The organism is Corynebacterium otitidis ATCC 51513, assembly GCF_000296405.1.
Lineage (GTDB): Bacteria > Actinomycetota > Actinomycetes > Mycobacteriales > Mycobacteriaceae > Corynebacterium > Corynebacterium otitidis.
Map to the genome: position 1 here is coordinate 318,521 of NZ_JH815195.1, position 22,822 is coordinate 341,342.

Sequence of the window (22,822 nt, forward strand, 5' to 3'; positions counted from 1 at the left end):
CTGCGGGGCCTGGACACCGGCTGGGCGGGGCGAGTGGCGCTCGCCGCGCCCGGGCTGCGCGGCGTCGCCGCGGACGCGCTGGCGGCGGAGGGCCACAGCGTCCACCCGCTCTCGAAGCTGCGCCGGGGATTGAGCGAGGACGAGATCTTCGCCTACTCGCCCGAGCAGGGCCGCGTCGTCGATCTCGTGCTCCTCGCGGTCGAGCGCGGCCTCGTCGAGGACGCGGCCGGCAGGCCGACCCTCGGCGAGACGCTCGCCCACCACTTCCCCCGCCACTGGGAGCTCGCCCAAGACGAGCTAGACGCGGCGGGCCCGCCCCCGTCCGGCGGCTGGGCGCTCGTGCCGGTGCACCCGTGGCAGCTCACCCACGTGCTGCGCGGGGAGCTCGCCGACGCGCTGTCCGACGGGACGGCGCGGGTCGTCGACTCGGTCGTGCTGCCGGCCCGCCCGACGATCTCGCTGCGCACGCTCGTGCCCCACGCGCCCGGCGCGGCCGGCGCCCGGCCGTTTGTGAAAGTCGCGCTCGACGTGACGCTCACCTCCACGAGGCGGAGCATCTCCCAGCACTCGGCGCTGGGCACCCCGGCCGTCGCCGACGCCGTCGCCAGGATCCTCGAGCGGGCCGGCGCCCCGGTCGGGGTTCTCAAGGAGGTCGCGGGCGTCGCCTACCGCGGGGACTCCGGCTCCACGGCGCTCAACCGGGGGCTCTCCGCGCTCGTGCGCGAGCCCACCCCGGGCCTCGGGGCGGACGCGGCGCTCATCAGCGCGTGCGCGCTGCGCGGCCTGCCCGAGGGCGAGCCCAGCCCGCTCAAAGCCCTTGCCGGGGGCACGCGCGGCGGCGCTCTCGAATTCTTCCGCTCCTACGCCCGCGACCTGCTCGGCGCGGCGCTGCCGGCGATGTGGCTCGACGGCGTGGCAATCGAGGCGCACCTGCAGAACACCCTCGTCGAGGTCGCCGGCCTCGCCGGCCGCGCGGCCCGGCCCCGCTACCGGGGGCTGTGGCTGCGGGACTTCTCGGGGCTGCGGATCTACCGGCCGCGCTACACCCGCGGCGGGCGGGCGCTGCCCACGAGGCCCGGCGCGATCACCGCGACCGACCGGCTCGACGAGTTCCTCGACAAGGGCCACTACGCCGCGATCTTCGGAAACCTCGCCGGCATCGTCGATGAGCTCGACTCGGCGCTCGGCGGGGGCCTCGCCGACGAGCTGTGGGCACTTGCCCGCTCGGAGGCCGCCGCCGTGGCGGACCGGCACCGCGGCCGCGCCCCCGAGGGCGACCTGCGCGCCCTCGAGGCCGAGAGCCTGCGCCAGAAGGCGTTCGTCACCATGGCCCTCGAACCCGAGGCCGGGGACCGCTACGTCGCGATCCCCAACCCGCTGGGCGCCGCCCGGTGAGCCGCGGCGCGGCGGCCCGCGCGTACCGGGGGCTTTTAGTCTCCGTCGCGCTGTCGCGCTTCGGCGGCGCGGCGGAGCTCGTCGTCCTCAACTGGTGGGTCCTAGAGATCACCGGCTCCGCCGCGGCGGTGGGGATCACCACCGCGGCGCGGCTCGTGCCCATCCTCGTCGCGGGCCCGGTGATGGGCGGGCTCGCCGACCGGCGCGACCCTGCCGCGCTGCTCACCCTCATCACCGGAGTCGCGTCGACCGTCACGGCGACGATGGCGGCGATCGTGGCGCTCTCTCCGCCGCACGGCTTCCTTATAGCTACGGCGCTGCTCGCGGGGCGCTCGCTCATCACCGCCGCGGAGCCCACCGTGCGCCAGGTGCTCATCGCCCGCGTCACCGGCGGCGGGGAGCTCTTGAGGGGCATGGCGGACCTCTCGACGGTGCTCACGCTGTGCCAGATCGCCGGCCCCGCCGCGAGCGGCGCGCTGCTCGCCGCCGCGGGGCCTGGCGCGGCCATCGGGCTGGGGGCCGCCCTGCAGGCGGCGGCCGCGATCCTCTCCTGGCGGGTGCACGTCGCCGGCGTCGCCGCCGGCCCGCCAGAAGGCGCCCGCCGCCCGCCGCTGCTCGCCGGGCTGCGCCACCTCGTCCGCGACAGGCGGCTTTTCGCCCAGGTGGGCCTCGCGTTCGGGCCGATGCTCGCCGTGTTCCCCTACACCGCGCTCATGCCGGTGGTGTTCGCGCCGCCGCTCTTCCCCGGCGGGGGCGTCGGCGCGGCGATCGGCTCGTTCGTCGCGGCGCTCGGCGCCGCCGCGGCGAGCATCGGCATCCGCCGCCGCCGGCTCCCGGACCCGCCCCGCACCGCCCTCGTCGGGGCGCTTGGCGCCTCCCTGCCGCTTATCGTCGCGGCGCTGGTCGCGGCGCTCGCGCCGAACCAGGTGGCGCTCGCGGCGTGCTTCCTCCTGCTCGGCTTCCTCGCGCAGATCTACCGCACGACCAACCGCGCCGCGGTCACCGCCATGGCGCCCGAGGAGATCCGCGGCTCGGTCGTGGGCGTGGCGAACACCGACCGGATCCTCATCCCCCTCGGCGCGCTGCTCTTCGGGCTCGTCGCCGAGTTCGGCGGGGTCGCGTGGATGCTCGCCGCGATGGCGCTGAGCAACCTCGTGCTAGCGGGAGCGATGGGCGCCCTCATGGCCAGCGCGCGCCGCCCCTAGCCGGACTCCCCTCGTCTCTCTTCGGTGCCCCGCTCCCTATCCCCTGGCCCAGCGGGACGCCGAACGGCCGCCTCGCCAGGGCACGGGTACGCTCCCCGGCCGGCTCTCGCGGCGGTCCCACGCCCCCTCGCCCCGGAATTCCCCACCCTGAGGACGCAGTTATCCACAGGCGGTGGAAAACCCTGTGGATGGGGCCCCTGGGGAGTTATACACCGACTTCTCCACCGCCTGTGGAAAACTCTGTGCACTTCTCCCCAGATCCGGCCCCAGCACTCCACAGTGTGCAAAACTCGAGCGCACGGCGGCGGCCGAACGGGCCGCTCGGACGGATGTTCGGAAATTACAAGACGGTGATTATCCACAATGTGGAGAACGCCTGGGGAGAACCCGCGCCCGCGGCCCGGCTGTGGAGATCCTGGGGAATTCTTCCCCGGAGGCGGGGTGCCGGGCACTATCCCGCCGGCAGGTAGCGGGGTGGCGGGTGAAGAGAGTCCCTCGGGACTCCGCGCATACCCCGCGTCAGGTGAACACGATCCGCGGTTGGCGGCCGGCGGCCGCCGCGGGGAGTTCTTGTGGAGAGTTCCTGGGGCGGAGCTCAGCGCCGCTAGAACCAGACTCCCGAAGAGTAGAGAAGGATCCCACCAATGACGACAAAGGCGACGAGCGCGGTGATCGCCCAGCGCAGCCACGCCCGGCGCGCCAGCGTCGCCCCGGCGAGCGCCGCGCCCGTCGCCGCGCCGCCCAGGTGGCCCCACAGGGACACGCTCCCGGCGGAGATGAACGTGTAGGCAATGTTGATGCCTAAGAGGATGAGCGGGGCGCGCACGTCGAGCCCCGCGCGGAACGCGGTGGCCACGAAGACGGCCATGAGCCCGAAGATCGCGCCCGAGGCGCCCGCCGTGGGGACCAGCGGGTCGAAGACGATGATCGCCAGCGAGGAGCCCAGCCCGGAGAGCACGAACGTCGCGAGGTAGAACCCGCCGGGCAGCCGGCGCTCGATCTCCCGGCCGACGAAGAAGAACAGCGCGAGGTTGACCACCAGGTGCCCGAGGCCTAAGTGGATGAGCACCGCGGTCAGGGTGCGCAGCGCGCCGAGGGGCTCGACGATGACCTCGGGGCCGCGGACGAGGAACGCGTCGGTGACGGGCCCGGCCGCCGTCCGGGTGATCGAGCGCGCCTCGATCGCTTGGAGGAGCCACACGGCAATAAGCAGCGCCCCCACCGAGCAGGTCACCGGCGCGGAGCGAAACAGGCGGGCCACGGCGTTGTCGGACACGCCACCCAACCCTACCGGCGGTCCCGGCCGCCGCGGCCCGAGGCCGCGGGCGCTCGTCGGATGCCCGGCAGTCCCCAGGCCCGGGGGCAGCGCCGCGGGCGCAGACGCGACGACGCCCCCGGGCGCCGCGTGAAGGCGGCGCTCGGGGGCGCTTCCGTGGTGCCCCGTTACCGGGGGCGCGAGGCTACTTCTTCACCTCGACGGACTCGATGACCACGGCGTCGTGGGGCCGGTCGGCCCGGTCGGTCGACACGTTCGCGATCTCGTCGACGACCCTGCGGGAGTCCTCGTCGGAGACCTCGCCGAAGATGGTGTGGTGGTCGTTGAGGTGCGGGGTGGGCGCGACGGTGATGAAGAACTGCGAGCCGTTCGTCCCCGGGCCCGCGTTCGCCATCGCGAGCAGGTAGGGCCGGTCGAAGCGCAGCTTCGGGGTGAACTCGTCCTCGAACTGGTAGCCCGGGCCGCCCCGGCCGGTGCCGGTCGGGTCGCCGCCCTGGATCATGAAGCCCGCGATGACGCGGTGGAAGACGCTGCCGTCGTAGAACGGCCCCTCGGAGCCGCCCGAGGCGTTCGACGCGGAGTAGTCCCGCTCCCCCGTGGCGAGGCCGACGAAGTTCTCGACGGTGACGGGGGCTTCCTCCCCGTAGAGGTCCACGGCGATGTCGCCGTGGTTCGTGTGCAGAATCGCGGATGCGGTTGCCGATGTCATGGCCGCCCAGTCTAGCCTGGCGCGCCGCCCGGCCGCGGCGCATCGCCCGGCGGGGCTCGGCCCGCGGCGGTTAACCTGTGGGAAAGCGGCCGCACGCCGCGCGCCTGTGGGGCACCCGCCCTTATCAAGGCCGCGGCCGGCAGCGGCCACGACGACCGACCTCGAGGGGTGAGGACTAAAAACCATGACCGGCGAGAAACTCAAGATCGCCCTGACGCTGGGCAAGAACGCCTGGGACCGCTACGGCGAGTTCCGCGACCGCAACGTCGAGAAGACCTACGAGACGCTGCTCAAGGCCGCGGATAACTACGACAACGTCGCGGACTCGGTGAAAGAAACCGGCAGGGACCTCGCGCAGCGCGGTGCCCACGCCCTCGAGGAGCCCGCCGAGGAAGCCGGCAAACTCACCGCCCTCGCCCGGAAGCGGGTCGCCCGCGCCCTCGAGGAGGCGCGCAGCGGCGGGAAGGACTTCCGCCCGTTCGCCGACCAGGCGCAGCAGGACGCGGCCGCGAAGCTCGGCTGGCGGGTGAGCAAGCGCACCAAGCGCCGCGCCCAGGACGCCGCCGGCCGGGCCGCCGACCGCGCGCAACGCGCCCTCGATAAGAAGAACGCCAAGGCCGAGCTCAAGCGGCAGAAGAAGGAGCTCAAGAAGAACGACGAGGAGAAGAAGTCGTCGCTGTGGCGCAACCTCGGGCTCGCGGCGCTGACCGCGGCGATCGTCGCGGCGGTCGCCTACTGGTACCAGTCGCGGCGCCAGGAGCCCGCCGGCACCGAGGTGCCCCGCGTCGAGGAACACGCCGGCGGCCACCAGTCCGAGCTCGTCTACTCCACGAGCACCCCCACCGGGGAGGACGCCCGCGCTGCGGCCGACGAGGCCGAGTCGGGCGCCGCGACGACCGTCGACCCCGAGGCCGAGGAGCGACGGGGCGGCGCGCACGAGCTGCGCGACGACCGCTAATACTCCGTTATCAAGGACCCTTCTCTGCTTCCTCCCCGTAATCTGCGGGGAGGAAGCGTGGGCTTTAGCCGTGGGCTGCGTTAGCCGTTTTCGTCAGCCGTAGCCTGGTCATAGAGCTCGAAAAGGTGCGCGAGAATCTCTGGATCCTCGGCATCGCTCGGGAGGCCGTAAGCCGCGAGAACAAGCTCGTCAAGCTTCTTGTGGGCAACGCCGAGCTCTGGGAACATAAAATCATTATCCGGATCATAAAGATCCTTGATTTTCGCATCCGGATATTTCTTCCTGGACTCCAAAACCTCGCTAGCCGCATTTACTATCGATTCCCTAGTGGTAGAATCAACGGTCGGCCAGATAAAATTATTATAAACGACCTTCTTGGAATAACGATAATCGCTCTTCAATCTGCCGCAGACTGCGTCAACCCAGACGTTGTGAGTGCTGGACTGAAGAATGCCAAAGTGATACAGATCAGCTTCTGGAATAAGGAATACCAGATTGCTACACAACGTAGAAGGGTCCATGAAACCAACAGGGATACGCGGACGCCGCTCCGATGATATCTTAGGAATTACTACCGAAGTTCCCTCAGGAACCTTCTCCACATGGAATTTAGTCGGCCGATCGGCGATTTTTTTCGTTGTGGCACTATTTCTAGAGAGCCGAAAATCACGAACAGCTCTAACGCGATCCATAACAAGCGGAAGTTTATTGAGATCCCCAAACTCTGCCTCCCCCAAGTAGAGACACCACAGCTCCCGGCCTTCGATAAATTCTTTCGATCCAACCCAAGGACGGAAGTATTTCTCCGCCCCAGGTTCGCTCTCAATAAATTCGCGCATCTCCTCGGCCGAGAATAGATAATTCCCCCGTCGACGGGTTTGTTTCCAATCCCAATATTAGGAACGTCAGATAGCGGCTTCGTACGACTCCGAACAAACGTATTTTTGGCCGGAGCGAGATAGTAATTAAGCTGCTCGGTTACTCGCTTTTCGGCAGGAGCATCGGGACCCTCATGGTGAAAGAGAGTCTTCGGCTTGCGGTCGCCATGCGAAAACCCAACGATCACACAAAACACGTGAGCCTGGCTCGTGGACTCGTTGCTCCACCGGAACGTGTCATGGGCGAAGTCGATGTGCACGCCTAGCTGAGAGAGCGGGTACCACAGGTTAGCCACCTGCTCGCCCTGAACGATCGAGTTCGTCGACACAAACGCGCAGCGCATATCCGTTCCGACGCTGTACCGGGCCGCCTTGGCATACCAGCCGCCAACATAGTCAATGTTCCCGACGTTTTTCGTCGCTCCGGCCTCGGCGAGCGCTGCTGTGAGATCTGGTTTCTGACTCCCACCTTGGTTACGAGCGCCGAGGAACGGCGGGTTGCCTAGCACGTAGCTACACCGGCCAGGATCAAGTACCTCGGTCCAGTCGGTAGTAAGCGCGTTGGCCTGTCGGATGTGCGCGGACTCCCGGAGAGGGAGATCCTCGATCGTGCGGGTGACGATCGCGGCTGTCTCCGCGTTGGCCTGGAGCTCGGCGATCCACAACGCCGTCGAGGCGACGCGCACGGCGAAGTCGTTGATCTCCAGGCCGTAGAACTGGTCGAGCGACACCTTGACCGGAGAGATGCCCACGTCCTCGAAGCCCAGAGCCTGCTGGTCGTCGTTGAGCTGAGCGAGGATGATGTTTTCGATCTTTCGAAGCGACAGATAGGTCTCGGTGAGGAAGTTTCCCGAGCCGCACGCAGAGTCTAACAAGACATCGCATTTGATGAACGGAGCGTTGCGTTGGCGGGTTGGCGTTAAGGGGGTCTGGTTCTCGCCTTTCGTTGGCGGGTTTGATTTGAGCAAAACAATCGCCCGTCGCCGGAGTGGCTGACGGGCGATAGAAGAAGGGGCGGGTGCTAGAGTCTGATAGCCAGTTCGTGTCCGGACTTGAAGTTGAAGGTGATCCGATCCTGGCTGACGATGGCGTGGTCGATCAGCGCGCTCCACTGGCGGGGCTCAAAGCGATTGACCGGCTCGGTGAGGACGGTTTCATAGGCGGCTTGAACGCTGCGACGCCGTGAGGTCCGATTGGCCACCTCGGTTTCCAGCGCGACTTTCTTTGTGCATGCTCGCTGGTACTTTGCTTCGGCGGCCTCGAATCGCTTGAGGTAGACGGCTTGGTCTTGGACTGCCGTCTGGTTTTGAGCGATCAGTTCGTCAAAGGTGGCTTCCAGCTCGGCGGTCTGTTCTTCGATCTGTGCGATGTCGGCTTCGAGCTCGTCGGTCGCGAACGCGAGCGCGATTGCTTCCCGCATTTGGCTCGGCGCTTCGAGTTCGACAGCCAGTTTGCCGAGTGCCTTAAGGTAGGCGGCTTCGATTTGCCCGTCGCGGACGGTGGGCGTGGTGCAGACAGTGTCTCCTTGGTATTTGTGGTTGCACTGCCACACGGTGTACTTGCTGGGAGTGTTCGACGCCCACGTTTTTCGCCCGTACCAGTTGCCACAGTCAGCGCATTTGAGGCGGCTGGAGAACAGGCCGGTTTTCGAGCAGCGAGTACTGCCGTGGCGTGTGGAGAGCTCGACTTGGACCTGATCCCAGGTGGCTGGGTCGATGATCGGTTCGTGATGCCCTGTGACGTAGCACTGCGGGACTTCGCCTTCGTTGACCTTCGTGGTCTTGGTGAGGAAGTCGGTGACAATGGTCGTCTGGATCAGGACGTCGCCTCGGTATTTCTCGTTGCGCAACAGGGAGCGGATTGTGGTCGTAGCCCACCGGGTGTTGCCTCGGGAGGTGCGGTGGCCTTCGGCTTCGAGTATGTGCTTGATCTCGACGATCGATTTGCCATCCAGGAAGAGCTGGTAGATGCGTCTGACGGTTGGGGCTTGGGTCTCGTCGATGACCATGGTGTCGCCCTCGCCGCGCTTGTAGCCGAGGATGTTGGCGTAGGCGATGATGGGTTTGCCGTCTGCGAAGCGTTTGCGGTGGCCCCACGTGACATTTTCGGAGATCGAGCGTGAATCTTCTTGTGCCAGCGAGCTCATGATCGTGATCAGTAGCTCGCCCTTGGCATCCAGGGTCCAGATGTTCTCTTTCTCGAAGTAGACCTCCACGCCTTTGTCTTTGAGCGCTCGGACGGTGGTGAGGGTGTCGACGGTGTTGCGGGCAAATCGGGAGACGGATTTGGTGATGATCAGGTCGATTCTTCCTGCCAGCGCGTCCTCGACCATGCTTTGGAATCCCTGGCGGCGTCGGGTGGAGGTGCCGGAGATTCCCTCGTCGGTGTAGATTCCGACCATCTGCCAGTCGGCTCGGCTGCTGATGAACCGGGTGTAGTAGTCCACTTGTGCCTGGTAGGAGGTCGCCTGGTCTTCGTGGTCGGTGGAGACTCGCGCGTAGCCTGCGACCTTTCGGATGATTTGGGCGCTGAGGCTTGCTCCAGTGTGGAGGCGTCGAGTCGCTGGGATGGTCGTGATCTTCGGTGCCATCTATGCTTCCCCTTCCTTTCGCTTTCGCGCACCGGCCGCGTGTTGGGCCGCAAGGGTGCGCTCACGCCACTCGGGGTCCGCCCACAGCTCCTTCATTCGCTTGCTTTTGGCGGCGGCGACGGCTGGGTCATTCGATATGGTGGCGGCGCGTTTCGAACGGCCTTCCGGCCCGAGCTTGGCATTGGTTCGCCGGGCTACTTCTGCCTGCTTGGCTCGGCGCTCTGGCGTCCACGCGTCGCTGATCTTTTGCTTCCGGCGGGCTTTGTCTGCCTCGGATTCTTTAGATCGCTTCTGCCTGCGTATCTCGCACTGATGCCCGTATTCTTCCTCGGACAAGTTCGCCCAATAGGCGCGCAACCTTTGCCCGTGACGTTCTCGCACGCCGGGGGTGTCCCAGTAGGCCTGGTAGCGCTTCTGCGGATAGTGAATCGTGTGTCGGCTCGTTGTTCCGTCTGCGTACTCGACTTCGGCCGTTTCTTGGTCATAGATGACGATCCGGGTAATGCGAGCAGTCATTGTTTGTGCGTCGAACTCGTCGAGGTCGAGGGCTTCGCATACGAGGGCTTCGAGCGCTTCGTTTGGGATGCGCTTGGAGTTCGGGCAGTCTTCGCCGTCGCGTTTTGCCGCGCACGACCAGGATCGCCGTTTCGTGCCGTCGACCAGAGTGCGTACCGATGCCCGGTAGTACTTGTCGTGGAGTGGGCAGAACAGCATGTGGGTGAAGTCTGAGGTCGGGATCGACCAGTTTGCCTTGGCCCCTTGCGACCGGCGGTTTTCTCTCTCGTCTTGAACCTGCTGCCACACGTCAAGATCGATGATGGCCGGATGCGTGTCTTCGACCCAGTACTGGTCTTGCTCTCCTTCGTTGGGCTTGGAGTGGCCGCCAGGGCTGATCGTGATGTGTTTTTGGAACAGAGAGTTGCCTGTGTACTTCTCGTTGCGCAGGATGTTTCTGATCGTCGTCGCTTCCAACGCGGCCCCGGTCGGCCCGACCACGCCTTCGGCTTCGAAGATGCGGGCCATCTGTTCAGCGGAGACCTTGGCGAGGTAGTAGTCGAAGATCCGGCGCACTACAGCCGCCTCAGCCTCGTTGATCTCGACGCGCCCCTTGCCGTGGTTGGTGTAGCCGTAAAGGGAGAACCCGTTGTGCTGGCCTTGTTGAAACCTCCGTCTGATGCCCCACTTCACGGATTGGGATTGCTGGTCGGATTCCGCTTGGGCGAAGGAGGCCAGCAGGGTCAGCAGCAACTCGCCTTCCCCTGACAGAGTCGAGATATTCTCTCGTTCGAACCGGACTTCAACCCCCATGGATCTCAGCTCGCGCACCACGCTGAGCAGATCGACGGTGTTACGGGCGAAACGGGACACGGACTTGGTCAAGATGATGTCGATCTCACCGGCACGCGCTTTGTCGATCATCCGGATGAACTCAGTGCGGGCTTCGATGCTCGTGCCTGAGATTCCGTTGTCCGCAAACACGCCTGCGAACACCCAGCCGGGCGTGGAGCCGATGAGCTCGTTGTAGTGCGAGATCTGCGTGGATAGCGACTTGTGCGTACGGTCGGTCTCCATTGAAATGCGACAGTAGGCCGCGACGCGTTTGACGTGGCTTTCAGGCATCGGCCTGGCGTTTATTATTTCCAACGTCTTCCTCCTTCTTGGTCACGTCCATACACGCTCTAAAATCGTTATTTATCCAGTCGATCAGGCCGACTGCTTCACGGTGTACACCGGCTGACAAAGGTCGATGAGAGCGGCCTCGAGTCGAGCTTTCTCATCGGCGTCCATGTGGCCGTTCTCGCCTAGCGCGTGAAGGCGGGCACGGTCGATGAGGAAGCCAAATTCGCGGGCGAATGCCGTGGCGTCAGCCATCTTGTCGGGCTTGTTCAGAAGCGGGTGGGCGATCACCTGCGCCCTCCGCGAGTCCCGAACCGAGTGCGCACATAGCAGGCGTGCGAGCAGTATTTCTGGCTTTGCTTGCTCCGAGAGAACGCGTTTCCACAGCCCAGACAGGTTGCCTGGCGCTGACCGCGTTCGTTCTGCTTGTGTTGCCAGGAAGCCCACCGGCACGTCGGCGTGCAGAATCTGGCCCGCCCGGTTCTTCCCTCTAGAGCCCTGCCGCACCAGCCGCACACACGCCTGCACTCCGGTGAGCCTTGAGTGAGCTCGTAACGAAGACAACACGAGCGCACCTGATCGCGGGTCAATCCGCAGAAAGCAGCAATGGACTTATATCCCCAGCCTGCGGCCCTCACGTTCGTGATCCGCCGGATTGTCAGTGGAGTCATTGAACACACCGTCCTTTCACTCCACTGCCGACGAGTGCGGATGTGTGAGGACGTCATCGTCAACCCTGGAGGTTTTCTCGCCGGTAACGGGAATCGAGGCGAGGCTGCGGGTGAGGTCGATAAGTTTGTTTGAGCCTTCCCGGTTCAAGACGACGACATCATCGAGTTTCGGTCGTTCGAGTCTCTTCTTCGCGCCTGAAAACGGACCTCGCCAACTACGCCAGGCTCGCGCACAACTTGGATCTCGAGCTGGCGACGCTGTTTCGCAACTTTGCCGGAATCTCTGCCACTTCCACTGTCTTCTGAGCAGCACACGCTGCTACGCCGCTACATCGGACTTGACATATTCAGTGCTCGCTGTATAATTCAGTGCATGCTGACTATTATTTCGCGTCTCGACGTGATGAACCGCCTGGGTCGTGCACTGGCCGACCCCACTCGATCTCGGATCATCTTGACCTTGCTCGACCATCCCGCTTACCCGGCGGAACTGGCTCGAGCTCTGGACCTGACACGCTCGAATGTGTCCAACCACCTGGCATGCCTGCGCGATTGCGGTATCGTCGTCTCCGAGCCCGAGGGTCGTCGGACACGATACGAGATCGCCGATCCGCACCTGGCGCAGGCGCTGACGACACTGGTCGATGCTACCCTGGCAGTAGACGAAGACGCCCCGTGCATCGATCCCGCCTGCTCGCTTCCCGGATGCGACGTAGCTGGGGAGGGCGCATAATCCTCACCACGGTCTTGCAGGCGATAGGCCTGTTCGCAGCTACCAACATCGACGACATCATCGTGCTCTCCCTCTTCTTCGCGCGAGGGGCAGGCCAGAGAGGCACAACCGCTCGTATTCTGGCCGGCCAGTACCTCGGATTTGCCGGCATCCTCGTCGCCGCGATCCTTATGACCATCGGCGCCGGAGCATTTCTGCCCCCGGCAGCTATTCCATACTTTGGTCTCATCCCTCTGGGCATCGGCCTCCGGGCCGCATGGCAGGCCTGGCGCGGAGACGATGACGACGATGACGACGAGGCCAAGGTTGCCGGCAAGAAGGTCGGCGTTTGGACAGTCGCAGGCGTCACGTTTGCCAATGGCGGCGACAACATCGGTGTCTACACCCCTGTATTCCTCAGCGTGGAACCTCTCGCAGTAGTCGCCTACTGCGTTATCTTCCTCGCGTTCGTTGCGGTCCTGGTGGCCCTGGCAAAGTTCGTCGCCACCCGCCCCCCGATCGCGGAAGTGCTCGAACGCTGGGAGGACATCCTCTTTCCCATCGTTCTCATCGGCCTCGGCATCGTGATCCTCGTCAGCGGCGGAGCTTTCGGGCTCTGACATAGCAGCAGTGTTCCAACGGCGGTTGCGTCCCTTAGTGTTGTGTAACGCTTGCTGATGGGACTTGACCGTGAACCTTGCCATGCTTGACGCTGCTGCCTGGTCGCGGCCGCGCACCGAACAGAAGCCGACTCCGCCTGCTCCGCGGGGTGGTCGCAAGCCTGACGCTGACGACATTGAGCAGTGGAAGTTGGGCGACAACGCGCCGCCGAAGGTGTCCTTGCCCTTTGTCTCGGTGCGGGCTGTAGCGGCGCTACCGCGTCGTACCTCCGTGCGGAGGACGTCACCCGAGATGACAACGGAACCGTGTGGGTAAAGCGCTACAACATGGTCCATGCTGTCCCGGTGTCGGCGGTGTTCGCGGGCGTGGTGGAAGAACTCGCGGCCAGAAAAGATCCGCACGAATACGTTCTTGGCCGCGGAGAAAACCCGTGTGGCACCAGGGGCTCAACGTCGGGCGGGACTTCCATGTGCTTCCCAGCCGGCTTCGCGCGACGTGGGCCGTTGCGGTGTGCGCTGCGGTGCGAAGAGAAGTAGCCGTCAGTGCCATTGGCGTTGCCAACGTCGTTCCATTCGAGCGCCACTTGCCTACCAATTACGACCGCACGGACCCGCTGAGCGACCACGTTGAGGAGTTGACTGACCTGTTCACTGACTGGGTGACAACGACATGGCGAACTTGTACCCGCAGACCCAAGAGAACTTCTCCCAACTCAAGTACGCCGCCGACCTCGTTGATACCTCCGGCGTGGTTGAACTGGTGGAGAACTGGCGTATTGAAGATGGGCTCCAGACCGGCCGCGGTGGTCGCCCGCAGTATGTGACCATTCGCACCGCCATTGTGCTCTGGGTCCACATGGCGCTGACCAAGCGCCCGCAACTGGTCGCCCGTATGTCGGAGGTCGTCGCCTTCGGCATGAAGCCGTACATGCGCGACTACTTCTCGCTCGTCAACGAGAACGTGGACCTGAGCACCCGTGACGGCCGCATGGACTACAACAACGACTGGTACCACCGCATTTGGCGCGCCCTTGAGCGCGTGCGGGCAACTATGGAGCCGTACCCTGAGGAACCGGGCCGGGTATCGGCGTGGGCTAACCCTTCTGATGGGAGCCGAGGTCGAGGTCCACGCCGCCGGCCATCTCCTTAGCGAGCGTCGCGGAGTCGACCTCGCCGCGGGCGGCGGTGAGCCGCACCCGACCGTTGCCGAGCACGACGAAGCGGTCCCCCACCGCGAGCGCATGCGCCGGGTTGTGGGTGATGAGCACCACGCCGACGCCGCGGTCCCGGGCGGCGGCCACGAGCCGCAGCACCATCTCCGACTGGCGCACCCCGAGCGCCGCGGTCGGCTCGTCGAGGATCAGGAACCGGGCGCCGGAGTGCACGGCCCGGGCGATCGCCACCACCTGGCGCTGCCCGCCGGAGAGCCCCCCGATCGGCCGGTCGGTGTCGGGCAGGTCCACCCCGAGGCGCTCGAGGGCCTCGGCGGTGGCACGGCGCATCTCCCCGATGCGCAGCAGCCCTAACCTGCTGAGCTCCCGGCCTAGGAAGAAGTTTCGCCACACCGCGAGGTCGTCGACGAGCGCGAGGTCCTGGTGCACGGTGGCGACCCCCCGGTCGAGCGCGGCCCGGGGCCTGGGAAAGGAGACCTCCTCGCCGTCCAAGAGGATCCGCCCGGCAGAGGGGCGGTGGCGACCGGAGAGCACCCCGATGAGCGTCGACTTCCCGGCGCCGTTGTCGCCGAGCAGGCAGGTGACCTCCCCGGAGGACACCTCGAGGCCCACCCCCTCGAGCGCCGCGACCGGCCCGTAGTGCTTCCCGATGTCCTTCAGTTCGAGCGTCGTCACGAGCGCGCCTCCCGCTGCCGCTTCGCGGCGATCGTGTTGGCGATGACGGCGATGAGCAGCATGCCGCCGAGGAAGAACGTGAACCAGTCGGGGTTCCACCCGGCATACACGATGCCCTGGCTGGTGATCCCGAAGATGAGCGCGCCGAGCGCGGTGCCAACCACGGTGCCGCGCCCACCGGTCATCGAGCAGCCGCCGATGACCGCGGCGATGATGTAGAGCAGCTCGTTGCCCACGCCCTGGCCCGCCTGGATCGAGTCAAAGGTGAAGAGGTTGTGCATGCCCACCACCCACGCGGCTGCGCCCACGCCCATGAACAGCGCAATCTTCACCCGCTTCACGGGCACGCCGACGGCCCGGGCGGCGCGCTCGTCGCCGCCGGAGGCGTAGATCCAGTTGCCCCACCTCGTCGAGTCGAGCAGGACGCTCGCGGCGGCGACGATGAGCAGCCACCACAGGACCGTGATGCGGACCTCCACACCGAAGACGGGGATCGTCGAGCCGAACACGGCGCGCGCCGAGTCGAAGCCTTCCATGTCCGCGATCGAGGGGGTCGCGACCTGCCCGGAGACGAGCTTCGTCACCGCGAGGTTGAGGCCCTGGAGCATGAGGAACGTCGCCAGCGAGATGAGGAACGACGGGATGCCCGTGCGGGTGACGAGGAAGCCGTTCCACGCCCCGATCGCCACGGCGAGCACCGCGGCGAGCAACGCGCCGACCCACACATTGAGCCACAGGTTGTAGGCCAGTGTCGTCGCGGTGAGCGCCGCGGTCGTCACCGCCACCCCGGCGGACAGGTCGAACTCGTTGCCGATCATGAGCAGCCCCACCGCCACGGCCATGATCCCCATCGTCGAGCTCGCGTAGAGGACGGTGGCGAGCGCATCGCCGGAGCGCATCGGGGGCGCCACGGCGAGGAAGAACGCCGCGACGACAACCACCCCGGCGAGGCTGCCGAGCTCCGGGCGGCGGGCGATCCTGCGGGTGATCGTGCTCATCGCAGCCCCTCCCTCGCGGCCTCGAGGATGTCGTCGACGTTGGTCTCGTCGACGATGCTCGGTCCCGTGTAGACCGGCCGTCCGCCGCCCGGGGCGGAGCCGTTGCGGTGCGCGAGCCAGATCGCGTCGACGGCGAGGTAGCCCTGCAGGTAGGGCTGCTGGTCGACGGCGAAGGCCACGTCCCCGGCCTCGATCGCACCGGCGAGCTCGGCGTCGGTGTCGAAGGTCGCCACCGCCACCTCGGAGCCGGACGCGGCCGCGACGGCGCGCATCGCGACCGGGGCGGTGAGCGCCATGATCGCGTCGATCGCGTCGTCCTCCTGAAGCTTCGCCTCCATCGTCGCCTGCGCGGCGGCGAGCTCCATCCCGTTGACGTAGAGGGTCTCGACCTCGGCGCCGGCGGCGCCCTCGGCGACGCCGCGGCAGCGCTCCTCCTGGGCGTCGTTACCTTGTTCGTGGATGACGCAGAGCACGCGGCCCGCGCCGCGCTCGGCGAGCTCCTCGCCGGCGGCGCGACCGGCGACGGACTCGTCCTGACCGAAGAAGGCGCTCATGCCCGCGTCCTGCCACTCCTCCATCCCGGAGTTGAGCCCGACGACGGGGATGCCGGCCTCGTCGGCGCGGCGCGCCGCCGGCGCGAGCGCGGCGGCGTTGGGCATCGTCATGGCGATCCCGTCGACCCTCGAGTCGACGGCGTTGTCGACGAGGTTCGACTGGTTGGGGCTCTGCGGGTCGGCGGAGTAGCGCAGCTCGATGTTGTTCTTCTTCGCGGCGTCCTCGGCGCCGCGGCGCACGAGGTCCCAGAACGTGTCCCCCGGCGCGCCGTGGGTGACCATCGCGACGGTGAGCCTCGGGGTGTCCACCCCGCCGGCGGTGCCGCCGGGCCCCTCGCCGCCGCGCGGGCGGCCGCCGGTCTCGCTGCAGGCGGCCAGGCCCGCGGCGAGCGCGAGCGCGGCCACGGCCGCCGCCCCCCGCTTGAGGGACGACCAACTCAATAAAGCCATAACCCTCTAGCCCACACCGCCCGGAACCCCCGGGCAAGGGCGCGACCCGAGGCTTGATCGATTCAGGCACCGGGGCCAGCGCGGCGGCGCGCTCCGCTGGCGGGGGTGGCTACCGATACCCCCGGCGCGCGCTCGGCGAGGGCCGGACGCCGGTTTTTGCGATTTTTCACGTGAAACATCGAAAAACCGGCCGCGTGGCTCAGGCGTCCTCACCCGCGATGCGGCCGCCGACGGCGGCGAGCGGGGCGAGGGCCTTGACGAGGATCTCCTCGAACTCGGCCGCCGGATCGGACTGGGCGGTAATCGCCCCGCCGACCCCGATGGTGCTGCGCCCCGGCTCGGAGACGATCGTGCGGATGGTGATCGACAGGTCGCACGCCCCGCTCAGCGAGAACCACCCAATCGCGCCCGAGTAGATCCCCCGCGCCCGGCGCTCGAGCCCGTCGAGAAGCTCGAGGGTGCGCAGCTTCGGCGCACCCGTCATCGAGCCGCCCGGGAAGGCCCAGCGCACGCACTCGGCGGCGTCGACGCCCTCAGCGAGGCGGCCTGTGATCGTGCTCACCAGCTGGTGCACGTGGGAGAAGCTCTCCACCTCGAAGAGGCCGGGCACCGCGACGGTGCCGCGGCGGCACGAGCGGTTGAGATCGTTGCGCAGCAGGTCGACGATCATGAGGTTCTCGGCGCGGTCTTTTTCGGAGCCCGCGAGCTCAGCCGCGAGTGCCTCGTCCTCGGCGGCGTCGCGGCCGCGGGGCCGGGTGCCCTTAATCGGGCGGGCCTCGACGAGGCCTTCGCGGTCGACCTTGAGGAAGCGCTCCGGCGAGGCGCTAAGCACCGCGACGTCGTCGTCCTCGAGGAACGCGGCGAACGGCACCTCGCTCAAGGAGCGCAGCCGGCGGAACGTCGCGTACGCGTCGTCGAGGGCGGGCCCCTCGGCGGTCTGGGTGAGGCAGAGCTCGTAGGACTCGCCCTGCCGGATCGCCTCGAGGCAGGCGCGCACGCTGTCCATGTACTCGCCGCGGTCCTGCTCGAGTCGGTACTCCGCCCCGCCCGCGGGTGCCTCCTCGGCTGCCTCGCCCGCGGGCCCTGAGGCGGCGACCTCCTCGACGACCCGGGCCGCGGCCGAGAGCCACTCCCCCGCCGCGTTGCCCGAGTCCGGCCCCTCGAGCGCGAGGAGGTAGGTGACGCGCTCGGCGTGCTCGATGACGACCGCGCGGTCGGCGAGGAGCAGGCTGGCGTCCGGCAGCGGGGAGCTAAACCGCCCCTCGCCGCGGCCGGGCAGCTCGTGGCCGAGCTCGAAGCCGAGCGTGCCGACGTAGCCGAGGGAGAAGTCGAAGGGCAGGCCCTCCGGGGCGGGCGCGGCCCGCTTTGCGATGCGCTCGCCGAGCAGCGCGAAAAACCCGTCCGGGGCCGGGAGGCTCTGCTCGCCGCCCGCGGTCTCGACGGTCGCCTCCCGGCTGTCGACGTCGTAGCGCAGCGCCTCGCTCAAGGGCCCGGAGTCGTCGCCCATGATCGTGCGGCCCGCCTGCGGCGCCCCGGAGGCGGAGCTGTCGAGCCAGAACCGCCTCGAAGAGGCGCCGTAGAGCCGCTCGAAGAGCGCGCGGGCGTCGGGCTCGGCGTCGACGCGGCGCCACCGGACCCGATAGCCGCCCTCGCCCGGGCGCGGCCCGCGCGCCGCCGGGGCCGGAGCCGCCGCCGGCCGGGAGGGCGCGCTCGCGCTTTTGCCCTCGACGAGGCGGCGGAAGTTCTGCAGCATCGCGAGCCCGTCGGGGGTGCCGATCGACTCGGGGTGGAACTGGATGCCCCACTGCGGCTTGTCCGTGCGCTCGAGCCCCATGACGACGTCGTCCTCCGACCACGCCGTGGCCTTGAGGCTGTCGGGCAGCCGGTCGGCGGCGAGCGAGTGGTAGCGCACCGCCTCGATCCCCTGCCCTAGGCCGCGCCATAGGCCCTCGCCGTCGTGGCGGATGCGGCTTGGCCGGCCGTGGCGCGGCTCGGGGGCCAGCCCCACCCGCGCGCCGGCCTCGAGGGCGATGGCCTGAAGCCCCAGGCACACCCCGAGCACCGGGATCTCGCCTTGCTCGACGGCGCCCCACGACGCCCCGAGGTCGCCCGCCCGCTGCGGCCGACCCGGCCCCGGGGAGACGAGAATCGCCTCGATCCCCGCGAGGTCGAGCTCCTCGAAGGGGCGGTCGTGGGTGACGACCGTGGGATACTCGCCGAACGCCCGGTAGGCGAGGTCGGCGAGGTTATAGGTAAACGAGTCGTAGTTGTCGATGAGCAGGGAGCGCATCGCGCGGCAGCCTCCTTAACCAGCGTTCGCGGGGCCTCAGCGGGCCCAACCCACCCAAGCTTAAAGCCGCGTCCCCTTATGGTCGGGCGCCGCTCCCCTACCCCGCCCGACCTGGAGGCGTCCCGCCACGGAGTCGACAGCGGCGAGGATCCGGTCGCGCATCGCGGCGGACGCCCCGAACCGCTCGAGGGCGTCGTGCACCGCGTCCGGGGCCTGCTCCCACACCGCGGCGACGACCGAGAGCACCCGGTCGGGGTCCTGCCCCGTGCGGCGCGCGTAGTGCCGCCAGTCGTCCCGATCGACCTGGGCGTAGTGGTACTGCTCGCCGACGGCGAAGGCCAGGCGCTGGTCGTACGCGGGGTAGGCGGCCACAGAAACGAGGTCGTAGGCCGGGGCCAGCCTCGCCCCTTCGGGGCGGATGAGCAGGCCGTGGTTCTTCGCGTGCGCGTCGGAGTTACCGATCGCCACGTTGAACGCGAGCAGCCGCGTGAGGCGATCGAGATCGCCGGACGGGTCGACCGAGCGGGCCCGGATAAGCTCCGTGACGTCCGCGAGCGCGGGCCCGCCGGAGAGCTGGTATTTCGCGGCCGGCCGGTAGCCGAGCGCCTGGCACAGGTCTTCCTGGTGGATGCGCCGTACCGTCCCGTCCTCGTCTCGGTCGCGGTCGAAACGCTCGACGACGAACACCCGCTGCCCGCCGATCTCCTCAAGGCCGCCGCGCGCCGCCTCGATGCCCAGTTTCCGCGCCGCCGCGAGCATCGCCGTCTCGTTGATGTCGGCGTCGGTGAGCCTGGCGGGCGCGGGCTTGAGGATGTGGGTGGAGGGCTGGTCACCGCGCGGCAGCCGCCAGCCCTCCCCGTCGCAATACAGCCCGATCTTGGGCTGCTGCCCGGCGAGCGACACCCGCGGGATCTCCTCGTCGTACGGCATTGCGCCGTCGTTGTCACGCAAGTCGGCAACTAAACAACCAACCTCGTGCTCACTGAGCGGCACGCTATCGCGCGACCAGTCGGGTGCGCTCCCCTCTGGGACGAACACCGCCGCCCCGGCGACGTCTTGGCCCACCACGGCGAGCATGGAGACGGGGTCGGCGGTATCCACGCCCCGCCAGCGCCTCGACCAGTCCTTCAGGGTGGCGTGGTTCTCCGGGATAAGGGAGGCCAGATAACGACCCGTCCGCCGCGCATCGTGGCTCCGCCGCTCGAGCGGCAGAGACAGCGACAGCGGGTAGGCATCCGGATCCTCCACCCACTCGTCGGTGTAGGTCAGCTCCGGGCCGCGCTCACCGGGTCGAATCGTGCCCGCCAAAGTGCCGGAAAGGTACACATCAAGAGGCCCAGCCACGATGCCCTCCCCTCGCCCGATTCTGAGTGACCCGGAGTATAGCCGGAAGCCGACGGCCCACCCGCCCGCAGATGGGCACAGAAAAACCCCGGGCCGATAGGCCCGGGGTGGGTGCTGGGAAGTGGAGCATAGGAGAATCGAACTCCTGACCTTCTGCTTGCAAAGCAGATGCTCTACCAATTGAGCTAATGCCCCATGTCCCGATGGTGGGCCTAGCAAGAATCGAACTTGCGACCTCATCGTTATCAGCGATGCGCTCTAACCGACTGAGCTATAGGCCCGTGGAACGGCTCCCTACTCTACACGGCGGCCAAACAAGCACAAAACCGCAGGTAAATCGGCGAAAACCAGGATGCGTGCCCCGACGCGCGCCGGACGATTGACCGGGCCATACAAGTGCAGGTATACCTTATCGCTACCTGTGGAACCACTACGTGTGGGCAGGCTCGACTTAATAGCGACGGTCGGGCCCCAGGCTTCCTATCGGACGGGACCCCGGGCCGGATCCGCGCCGCGCCGGAGTCCCCCTCTTTGCCACTGGAGAACAAGTGACAACAACCCCTCGCCGGGCGCTCCCCGCCCTGGTCTCGGCCGTGTTCCTCGCGGCCATGATCCCCGCCACCCCGGTCCTCGCGCACGCGGAGGAATCCCCGAACCCCGCCGCCGGCGCGCCGGCGCAGCCCGCCGAGCGGGTCGACGAGCTCGCCTGGGGGATCCGGACGAGCTTCACCAACTACATCTCCGGCCCCTCGGAGCTCAGCGGCGGGGTGCGCTTCGAGGACGGCAGGTTCCACTTCCCCCTGAAGGAACAGAGCTTCGACCCGGAGACCCACCGGCTCGACGCGCAGTTCGAGGGCACGGTCACCTACCTCAACTACTGCGCCTCGCAGAAGGGCAACTGGTTCAACCAGGCCGACGGCTTCGAGCGCATCAAGCCCTGCGCGCTCGACCTCGTCATCTCCAACCCACGCGTCGTCATCGGCGACAACGAGTCTTTCGTCGAGGCGACGATCTCCTCGAAGCAGTACCCCCTGGGCAACACCTACGCCCCCAAGGAGCCCGTGCGCATCGCCACGCTCTTCCCCGGCGGCGCGGGCTTCAACGCGGCCGACGGCGTAGTCTCCTGGGACAACGTCGCGGCCACCCTCACCGAGGAGGGCGTGTTGGCGTTCTCCGAGTTTTACAACGTCGGCGAGGGCCTCGATTCGCTGGCGCTCTCCTACCGCGGGGAGGGCGCCCGCCCCACCGCGACCGGCCCGTCGCTGCGCTCCGCGCAGACCTTCGATACCGGCCTCGACTACACCGACCGGATCCACCGCACCCTGGGTGCCGGCTCGTGCACCCTCATCAACGCCGCCGAGGGTCGCGGCTTCACACTCCTCGACCGGCAGCTCGAGGAGCTCGCCAAGCTCGAGCTTCCCATCGAGCGGCCGGTGTTCACCGCCGTCGACCCGGCCACCTCGACGCTCTACTACGTCGAGAAGCGCGGCGAGAAGGCCACCCAGATCAAGTCCGTGGCCTTCGGGAAGGACGGCTTCGGCGCTCCCACGGACGTCGCCGAGGCGCCCGGCTACGTCACGGGCTTCAACCGCCACCCGGAGACCGGCGTCATCGCGGCGATCTCCGAGAACGAGGCGGGCGAGGCGCACCTCACGACCATCGTCGACGGCGCCGCCACGACCGCCCCGCTGCCCGGCGGGGAGGCGCTCTTCGGCAAGCCCCTGGGCGAGTTCTCCGACTCGCCCTACCGCAAGCAGTTCGACGTGAAGAACGACCTCGCCGAGCTCTCCCCGGTGTCCGGCGGCCGGTTCCTCTTCAACCCGGGCATCAACGTCCACACCGAGAACGAGGAGGAGCACTACCGGCAGTTCCTCCTCGCCATCGACCCGGCGGCTAAGGACACCGCCTCGCGCGCCGCGCTCGTCGAGGGCTCCTACCGGGAGGGCGACAACCGCTACCTCGAGCAGATCGCCACCAACGGCGACCTCGTCGTGCGCTACAACAACGGCTACAAGGACAACTCCGTCGTCGAGATCTCCCGGTTGAAGGGCAACGCGCTCGAGGAGATCCGGCCGCGCACCCGCCTCGGCGAGCTGCACAACGTCTCCTCGGTGTCCTTCGACCCCAACGGCCGCGTCGTCGTCTACGAGGGCGCCGGCGGGAGCCTCAACTGGCTGAGCGAGGACTTCTCCTCGATCGAGGGCACCGTCCCGGTGCCCAACGGCCGGGAGACCTTCCAGAACGACCACGGCCAGTTCCTCGCCGCCGAGGGTGGGGATTTCTACCTGCCCACCCTCGACGAGAGCCGCGGCGACCACGTCGAGTACTACGTGCTGCGCCGCATGGCGCTGGCCCTCCCGCCGGGCACGGAGTTCACCGACCCCTGCGCCAAGGAGAAGAAGCCCACCCCGCCGGCGCCCGACGAGACCGGTCCCACCGCGCCTCCTACCTCCGGGCCGGAGGAGACCGACCCCACCACCCCGCCGGCGCCCGCGCCCGGGGGCCCCGACGTCCCGGACGCCCAGCCGCCCCACGAGCCCGGCGCCACCGGACCCGGCACCGACGGCGACGATAAGCCGCCCGCCGCCGGCGAGGACACCCCGCCCGCGGGGACGACGCCCAGCGCGGACGAGACCCACGACCCCGATCCGACTCAGGCCGGCCCGGGCGGCGCGGCGAGCCCCGCCCCTGGCACGCCCGGCGGCGAG

At 67.8% G+C, this 22,822-nt stretch carries 18 protein-coding genes, 2 tRNA genes and 1 pseudogene; 7 read left to right on the forward strand and 14 right to left on the reverse strand.

Annotated features, from left to right (window positions below):
• Together HMPREF9719_RS08870 and HMPREF9719_RS08875 are read left to right on the forward strand one after the other, a co-directional pair.
• Positions 1 to 1,395, forward strand: a 1,395-nt coding sequence (locus HMPREF9719_RS08870; protein WP_162857765.1) for an IucA/IucC family protein, incomplete at its 5' end; no start/stop codon positions are given.
• Positions 1,392 to 2,600, forward strand: a complete 1,209-nt coding sequence (locus HMPREF9719_RS08875) for an MFS transporter (RefSeq protein WP_004601658.1) — start codon at positions 1,392 to 1,394, stop codon at positions 2,598 to 2,600. The genes HMPREF9719_RS08870 and HMPREF9719_RS08875, both read left to right, overlap by 4 nt.
• A gap of 604 nt (positions 2,601 to 3,204) precedes the next feature.
• On the opposite strand, the gene HMPREF9719_RS08880 is transcribed toward HMPREF9719_RS08875, so the two are convergent.
• Both HMPREF9719_RS08880 and HMPREF9719_RS08885 read right to left on the reverse strand, forming a co-directional pair.
• Positions 3,205 to 3,876, reverse strand: coding sequence for a rhomboid family intramembrane serine protease (locus HMPREF9719_RS08880; RefSeq protein ID WP_004601659.1), 672 nt, complete (start codon positions 3,874 to 3,876; stop codon positions 3,205 to 3,207).
• 184 nt (positions 3,877 to 4,060) lie between these two features.
• Entirely contained in the window at positions 4,061 to 4,585 is a 525-nt protein-coding gene (locus tag HMPREF9719_RS08885; protein ID WP_004601660.1) for a peptidylprolyl isomerase, read from the reverse strand.
• 184 nt (positions 4,586 to 4,769) lie between these two features.
• On the opposite strand from HMPREF9719_RS08885, the gene HMPREF9719_RS08890 reads away from it, so the two are divergent.
• Positions 4,770 to 5,543: a hypothetical protein gene (locus HMPREF9719_RS08890; protein ID WP_004601661.1), complete on the forward strand. Its 774-nt coding sequence runs from the start codon at positions 4,770 to 4,772 to the stop codon at positions 5,541 to 5,543.
• Positions 5,544 to 5,623: 80 nt separating this feature from the next.
• Here HMPREF9719_RS08890 and HMPREF9719_RS09680 read toward each other — a convergent pair whose 3' ends face one another.
• The 5 genes and pseudogenes from HMPREF9719_RS09680 to HMPREF9719_RS09745 form a co-directional block, all read right to left on the reverse strand.
• Positions 5,624 to 6,382 carry a type IIL restriction-modification enzyme MmeI gene (locus HMPREF9719_RS09680; protein WP_322785237.1) on the reverse strand — a complete coding sequence of 253 codons (759 nt, stop codon included), beginning with the start codon at positions 6,380 to 6,382 and terminating at the stop codon, positions 5,624 to 5,626.
• A 191-nt stretch (positions 6,383 to 6,573) separates the two neighbouring features.
• Positions 6,574 to 7,533: pseudogene (locus HMPREF9719_RS09890) on the reverse strand (DNA methyltransferase); the annotation flags it as partial.
• Positions 7,443 to 9,011, reverse strand: coding sequence for a recombinase family protein (locus HMPREF9719_RS08900; protein WP_004601663.1), 1,569 nt, complete (start codon positions 9,009 to 9,011; stop codon positions 7,443 to 7,445). The pseudogene HMPREF9719_RS09890 and the gene HMPREF9719_RS08900, both read right to left, overlap by 91 nt.
• Complete coding sequence (locus tag HMPREF9719_RS08905; RefSeq protein ID WP_004601664.1) at positions 9,012 to 10,631, reverse strand: recombinase family protein; 1,620 nt, start codon at positions 10,629 to 10,631, stop codon at positions 9,012 to 9,014.
• A gap of 84 nt (positions 10,632 to 10,715) precedes the next feature.
• A complete protein-coding gene (locus HMPREF9719_RS09745) occupies positions 10,716 to 10,919 on the reverse strand; it encodes a hypothetical protein (RefSeq protein ID WP_004601665.1) in 204 nt (67 codons plus the stop codon).
• 753 nt (positions 10,920 to 11,672) lie between these two features.
• Here HMPREF9719_RS09745 and cmtR point away from each other — a divergent pair.
• The 3 genes from cmtR to HMPREF9719_RS08920 all read left to right on the forward strand — a co-directional run bounded on the left by cmtR (position 11,673) and on the right by HMPREF9719_RS08920 (position 13,781).
• Positions 11,673 to 12,032 (forward strand): Cd(II)/Pb(II)-sensing metalloregulatory transcriptional regulator CmtR, encoded by a 360-nt coding sequence (gene cmtR, locus HMPREF9719_RS09470; RefSeq protein ID WP_026420851.1) that lies wholly within the window; start codon positions 11,673 to 11,675, stop codon positions 12,030 to 12,032.
• The gene (locus HMPREF9719_RS08915; protein WP_038076120.1) at positions 12,029 to 12,631 is read left to right on the forward strand and encodes a cadmium resistance transporter; all 603 of its coding nucleotides are present in this window, start codon (positions 12,029 to 12,031) and stop codon (positions 12,629 to 12,631) included. The genes cmtR and HMPREF9719_RS08915 overlap by 4 nt, the downstream gene beginning before the upstream one ends.
• 670 nt (positions 12,632 to 13,301) lie before the next feature.
• A complete protein-coding gene (locus tag HMPREF9719_RS08920; RefSeq protein WP_004601667.1) occupies positions 13,302 to 13,781 on the forward strand; it encodes a hypothetical protein in 480 nt (159 codons plus the stop codon).
• On the opposite strand, the gene HMPREF9719_RS08925 is transcribed toward HMPREF9719_RS08920, so the two are convergent.
• The 7 genes from HMPREF9719_RS08925 to HMPREF9719_RS08955 form a co-directional block, all read right to left on the reverse strand.
• The gene (locus tag HMPREF9719_RS08925; RefSeq protein WP_004601668.1) at positions 13,726 to 14,478 is read right to left on the reverse strand and encodes an ATP-binding cassette domain-containing protein; all 753 of its coding nucleotides are present in this window, start codon (positions 14,476 to 14,478) and stop codon (positions 13,726 to 13,728) included. The two genes, HMPREF9719_RS08920 and HMPREF9719_RS08925, sit on opposite strands and share 56 nt — an antisense overlap.
• Positions 14,475 to 15,476 (reverse strand): ABC transporter permease, encoded by a 1,002-nt coding sequence (locus tag HMPREF9719_RS08930; RefSeq protein WP_004601669.1) that lies wholly within the window; start codon positions 15,474 to 15,476, stop codon positions 14,475 to 14,477. The genes HMPREF9719_RS08925 and HMPREF9719_RS08930 overlap by 4 nt, the downstream gene beginning before the upstream one ends.
• Positions 15,473 to 16,480 carry a substrate-binding domain-containing protein gene (locus HMPREF9719_RS08935; protein WP_004601670.1) on the reverse strand — a complete coding sequence of 336 codons (1,008 nt, stop codon included), beginning with the start codon at positions 16,478 to 16,480 and terminating at the stop codon, positions 15,473 to 15,475. The genes HMPREF9719_RS08930 and HMPREF9719_RS08935 overlap by 4 nt, the downstream gene beginning before the upstream one ends.
• A gap of 199 nt (positions 16,481 to 16,679) precedes the next feature.
• Positions 16,680 to 18,770, reverse strand: a complete 2,091-nt coding sequence (pabB, locus tag HMPREF9719_RS08940; protein WP_004601671.1) for an aminodeoxychorismate synthase component I — start codon at positions 18,768 to 18,770, stop codon at positions 16,680 to 16,682.
• Between the two features lie 60 nt (positions 18,771 to 18,830).
• Positions 18,831 to 20,114, reverse strand: a complete 1,284-nt coding sequence (locus tag HMPREF9719_RS08945; RefSeq protein WP_004601672.1) for a type II toxin-antitoxin system HipA family toxin — start codon at positions 20,112 to 20,114, stop codon at positions 18,831 to 18,833.
• A gap of 122 nt (positions 20,115 to 20,236) precedes the next feature.
• A tRNA-Ala gene (locus HMPREF9719_RS08950) sits at positions 20,237 to 20,309 on the reverse strand.
• 9 nt (positions 20,310 to 20,318) lie between these two features.
• Positions 20,319 to 20,395 (reverse strand) — tRNA-Ile (locus HMPREF9719_RS08955).
• Positions 20,396 to 20,662: 267 nt separating this feature from the next.
• Between HMPREF9719_RS08955 and HMPREF9719_RS08960 the strand changes: the two genes are divergently transcribed.
• A partial coding sequence (locus HMPREF9719_RS08960) for an HtaA domain-containing protein (RefSeq protein WP_004601673.1) occupies positions 20,663 to 22,822 on the forward strand: 2,160 nt, incomplete at its 3' end.